Annotated in this window: 6 protein-coding genes; all 6 read right to left on the minus strand. The window is 70.0% G+C overall.

Annotation, left to right across the window (positions count from 1 at the left end; genetic code table 11):
- On the minus strand, positions 1 to 791 hold a 791-nt coding region (locus ACESL7_RS13305), incomplete at its 3' end, for a DnaB-like helicase N-terminal domain-containing protein (protein WP_372893793.1).
- On the minus strand, positions 788 to 1,216 hold the full coding sequence (locus ACESL7_RS13310; protein WP_372893794.1) for a hypothetical protein: 429 nt from the start codon (positions 1,214 to 1,216) through the stop codon (positions 788 to 790). The genes ACESL7_RS13310 and ACESL7_RS13305, both read right to left, overlap by 4 nt.
- A 67-nt stretch (positions 1,217 to 1,283) precedes the next feature.
- Positions 1,284 to 1,628: a hypothetical protein gene (locus ACESL7_RS13315; RefSeq protein ID WP_372893795.1), complete on the minus strand. Its 345-nt coding sequence runs from the start codon at positions 1,626 to 1,628 to the stop codon at positions 1,284 to 1,286.
- 4 nt (positions 1,629 to 1,632) lie between these two features.
- Complete coding sequence (locus ACESL7_RS13320) at positions 1,633 to 1,929, minus strand: helix-turn-helix transcriptional regulator (RefSeq protein ID WP_372893796.1); 297 nt, start codon at positions 1,927 to 1,929, stop codon at positions 1,633 to 1,635.
- Between the two features lie 136 nt (positions 1,930 to 2,065).
- Entirely contained in the window at positions 2,066 to 2,620 is a 555-nt protein-coding gene (locus tag ACESL7_RS13325) for a hypothetical protein (RefSeq protein WP_372893797.1), read from the minus strand.
- Positions 2,617 to 3,786, minus strand: coding sequence for a tyrosine-type recombinase/integrase (locus ACESL7_RS13330; protein ID WP_372893798.1), 1,170 nt, complete (start codon positions 3,784 to 3,786; stop codon positions 2,617 to 2,619). Before ACESL7_RS13330 ends, ACESL7_RS13325 begins: the two co-directional genes overlap by 4 nt.
- Between the last annotated feature and the right edge of the window lie 724 nt (positions 3,787 to 4,510).

Below are 4,510 nucleotides of genomic sequence, written 5' to 3' on the forward strand. Positions count from 1 at the left end.
GGCACCTCGATCCCGTGCGCGGCGAGCCCCTTGGCGAGGAAGCGCAGCCCGAGCTCGGCTCGCCGCATCTCGAGGCTGGCGAAGAAGACGCCCTTGCCGCCCCGCGCCGCCGCGAAGGCGACGTTCTGCGCCACGGTGGTCTTCGCCATCCCCGGCCGCCCGGCGAGGACGCAGAGTTGCCCCGGCCGGAGCCCGCCGCCGAGGCGATCGTCGAGACCGGCGACTCCCGTCCGCACCGCGTTGCCATCGTCGCCCTTGCGCGCCTCGGCGATCTCGGCGAGCGCCTCGGTCAGCGCGGAAAGGTGGCTCGCCGTGAGCTGTTTCGCGCGCGATCCCGCGGTGATTTTCGCAGCCTCCACCTCGAGCCTTTCCGCGATCTCGGCCCCGGAAATCTCGCCGCCCGCCGCCTGCGACTCAGCCTCGCGCGCCGCCTCGATCACCGCGCGCTTCGCCGCCAGATCGACGAGCAGCTCGGCGTAGTCGCGGATCGCGTGTGGGGCGATCGCCGCGCCCGCGAGCCGCGCGAGGTAGGCCGGCCCGTCGAGCGCCTCGAGCCCGGCGTGCCCCGTGAGATCGGCCTGCAACGTCACCGGCGAAGCGAGCCGTCCATCAGCCACGCGGGCCGCGATCCGCTCGAAGATGGTGCCGTGCACGGGGTCGTAGAATGTGCCCGGCGTCACGATGTCCTCGACGCGCGCGAACGACTCGTTATTCGTGAGCAGCGTCCCGAGAAGCTGCTGCTCGGCCTCGACCGGATGCGGCAATTCATCTTCGTGCGGCATATCCTTCATCGCACGACCTCCCCGCCGAGGCGCGCAACAATTTTCGCTATCCATTCCACCTGTTTCGCGCTGGGCCGGCGCGGCCAATTCTGCAGCGACGCGACGAAATCCCGCTCGCGCGCATTCCGTGGGCGGAAGCCCGGATGCCGCCAGACCCATTTCGCGGCCTCCTGGGGGCGGGTGAAAACAGGCCCCCCGGCTTCGCGCGCCGCGGGGGGCTGCTGCGCGGCGGGCGCGGCGAGCCGCCCGGCCAGCTCCGCCCAGCTAGCGCCCGCGCGCTCGAGCTCGCGATCGAGCAGCCGGAGAGTCGCCATCCGCTCACCGTCCGCGTCGGACCCGAGGCGCGCCAGAAGCGCGGCGAGCCGGTCGCTTCGATAGTGCGTTGTCCCCTGCCCGTGCTGCATAATTCCCACGCGTGGTTGGTGGCGCGGCATTCGCCGCCCTCCGGCATGTCGAACTCGCAAACTTGCGCGTCGCCCTCCTGTCCGGGCGGCGCGCTTTTCAATTCCAAGTCGAAATGAGGGGCACATCCGAGAGCCCCATGTCGCCGGACAGGCCCGGCGCGGCGGCGGGATCGTCGAGCGGCCCGTCGACGGTGCGGCAACGCTCCGAACACAGACGATGGCCGGGGCCGCTTGATTCAAACTCGGCGCCGCAGCGGAGGCATCGCCGCCGCTTGCGGGGTTGCCGCATCTCGCGCAGGCGCGCCTCGCCGGCGGTGAGGGCCTGATCGGGCGAGCCCTGCCACGTCGACAGAACCTCGCCGGTCTCGCGGTGCAGCGCCCTGTATTGCCCGCGCTCGCGGCTCCTTTCCACCTTGATCTCGCTGAGGAAATCGTCCGTCACGGCGTCACCCGGCGCGGCGTTCGGCGTAGAGCGCGTCCATGCTCCGGCCGGTCGTGCGCGCCTCCTCGATGATTTCGTCAGTCTGTCGCTGGGCCTTTTCCTCGGCGTCGCGGGCGGCAATATGCGCCTCGGCCCATTCCTCGAGCTCACGGTAGGACCACCGCGAGGCCGAGCCAATTTTCACCGGCGCGGGAAACTCCCCGGATTTGATTTTCGCGTAGATGCTCGAGCGCGATTGCCCCGTCGCACGGATCACATCGTCCAGCGTGAGCAGGATCGGCTTGACCTCGACTTCCGCCATTCTGAAACCCTCCATGTGCATACAGAAGGGCCTAGCCTGGGAATCAGGGTCGAGTCATGACGCAAGTTCGTTTTCGAGTTTGACACACGCCGCGCGGCTCAGTCCTCCGGCCACTGGAATATGCCGAGCTCGTGGTTCACGATGATCTCGCGCGCGAGAAGGCGGCGAAACTCGGCGTGATCGTGCCAGAGGCGGCGACCGCGTGGCAGGCGCTCGCGCGCGCGCCCTTGTCGTCGCTCTCCGTCGCGGTCAGGCCGAATCGCGTCAGCACGTAGACCGCCTTCACGATCCGTCGATGCTCCGCCGCCTTCGCCCCGTCGCCCGAGCGCGGGTCCGGCGGCCGCGGCGCGGCGCCGATGATGCGATCCCCGGCCCAGGCGGCGAGCGGGGGAGGGAGCGCGGCGCCGCGCGCGACCAGCCACCGGCACGCCAGCCCGAGGGCGTCGTGCGCGACCGGATCGCGCGGCGCCTCGGCGAGGAGCGCCGCGAAGGCCGGCGAGGCGAGCGCGGCGTCGACGGTCTCCGGCGGCGTCGCGCGGTCCGACCACCAGAGGAAGGCGTCCGGCGCGCAGCCCTGCAACCGACGCCACGCCAGAAGCTCCCGATGGCTCGCGCGGGCGCGCGGCACCGCCTCCTCGAGGAGGCGGCGGGCGATCTCCACCGCCTCCTCGAAGGTGGGCGGGGGCGTCATGCGCCGCCCCCGGTCACGAAATCGGCCCAAGCCTGCATGAGCCCGCGCCGCTTCTCGAAGAGATCCGTGCGCCGGTAGGCCGCCTCCACCCGGTCGCGGACGGCGTGCGCGAGGGCCGCCTCCTTCACCGCGTGCGGGGTGTCGGTCGCCTCCTCGGCCCAATCTCGAAACGACGATCTGAACCCGTGCACGGTGACGGGCACCGACAGCCGCTTCAGGACGGCCGCGAGGGTCATATCGCTCAACGGCCGGCCGGGCTTCGTGCTGGGGAAGATGAGCGACTCGTCGCCGCGCGCGAGCGGGCGCACGGCGCTAAGCTCGGCGAGCGCGGCCGGAGCGAGCGGGACGCGGTGCTCGCGGCCCGCCTTCATGCGCTCGCCCGGCACGGTCCAGACCGCCGCCTCCTCGTCGATCTCCGCCCACGTTGCCCCCCTCACCTCGCCGGAGCGCGCTGCCGTCAGGATCGTGAAGCGCAAGGCCGCGGCGCCCATGCCGGGGGCGGCGGCGAGGCGCGGCCAGAGCGCCGGCAGGTCGGCCCAGGGCAGCGCCGCGAAATGCCGCGCGCGGGTCTTCTGGCGCGGCAGGGCCGCCTCGATCCCGGCGCAGGGATTCGCCGCCTCCCGGTGCCCCGCCGCAACCGTCCAGTCGAAGATGAGGCGCAGGCGCTGCCGGAGGCGGCGCGCAGTCTCGGGCTTCTCGAGCCAGATGGGTTGAAGCACCCGCAGCACGTCCGCCTGCGCGAGCGCATGGACCGGCTGCCGGCCGATCTTGGGGAAGGCGTAGACCTCGATCGTGCGCAGCCATTGCGCGGCGGCCTTCGCGTTCTTCGAGGCGGGGACGATCTGCTCGCGGTGCACGGTGCGCGCCGCCTCGGCGAAGATCAGCGGCGCGCGCTTGTCTCGGTCACGGTGCGCGATCGGATCGCCGCCCGCGCGCGCCACGGCGCGGAGCTCATGCGCGAGCGCGCGCGCCTCCGCGAGCGAGACCAGATCAGCGCCGCCCAGACCTATGTCGCGCCGGCGCCCGTGGACCACTGTGCGGAGTAGCCAGCGGCGCGAGCCTGTGGGCTCGACGAACAGGTAAAGCCCGCCGCCGTCGGCGTGGCGCCCGGGCGGCTTCTTGGCCACCTCGACCGCCGTCAGGCGCTTCTTCGGAACTGGCGGCATCGCGCCTCACCGTGCTCAATGAGGGACGGCACCGACTTCGATATTCCATCGGGAATCGAAGTCGTGAGAGAAGCCGTCCCTCGTAACATCCCACAACAAATCTCGGCTGCCTGCGTATCCCAGCGCGTCCGCCCGTGTCCAGCCCTTTCCTTAACCCCTGATCTTCAATGCCTTTTCCGAACGCCGCCGGACGCGGGCGGAATGCGGTTCGATTGCTACCTCTCCGCCACTTGCCCTCGGGAATGCGTTCTCCCCATCCGGCTCCGGCCGGATTTTCTCTTTGTTTTCGAGGGTTAAGCGGGCGCCGCTTCCGTAACAGGGCGGTTGTGGTCAAGAGAAAAATTTTCAAAGCAAAGCCATTGGCCAAACCGTTTGATTGGCCAGCAGGGTTTGTATCGCTGATGTTTTGGCGAATGAGGGCGTTGCCGATTGCATTGGCCACCGGTTGATGTCCCGCACCGGGGTGATGCTTCCGTCCGTGGTCGGCGCATTGGCCGCCACATTATGCCAAGTCCAGAAACGGTTCCCGTGTGCCTATCTGATCAGCGCACTCAGACAGTGTGTCTGGTAGCTTGCGGATTACCGGCATCATCGGGGACCGCGTCCCGGGTTGGGACCTCGGTGACCAGCGCCATCGGGCGCGGCCAAACCTCCTATGCTTTCGGGTTTGTCCTTGAAGGTGCTTCTCGGAGTTGAGCCTATGCGGCTGTGACTTCCGCGGCGT

It is taken from the genome of Rhodosalinus sp. (assembly GCF_041685465.1).
Classification (GTDB): domain Bacteria; phylum Pseudomonadota; class Alphaproteobacteria; order Rhodobacterales; family Rhodobacteraceae; genus Rhodosalinus.

Excerpts from the sequence above, each read along its gene's own strand:
- ACESL7_RS13325 (WP_372893797.1), bottom strand. The coding sequence starts at position 2,620 with ATGACGCCCCCGCCCACCTTCGAGGAGGCGGTGGAGATCGCCCGCCGC.
- ACESL7_RS13310 (WP_372893794.1), bottom strand. The coding sequence starts at position 1,216 with ATGCCGCGCCACCAACCACGCGTGGGAATTATGCAGCACGGGCAGGGG.
- ACESL7_RS13320 (WP_372893796.1), bottom strand. The coding sequence starts at position 1,929 with ATGGCGGAAGTCGAGGTCAAGCCGATCCTGCTCACGCTGGACGATGTG.
- ACESL7_RS13330 (WP_372893798.1), bottom strand. The coding sequence starts at position 3,786 with ATGCCGCCAGTTCCGAAGAAGCGCCTGACGGCGGTCGAGGTGGCCAAG.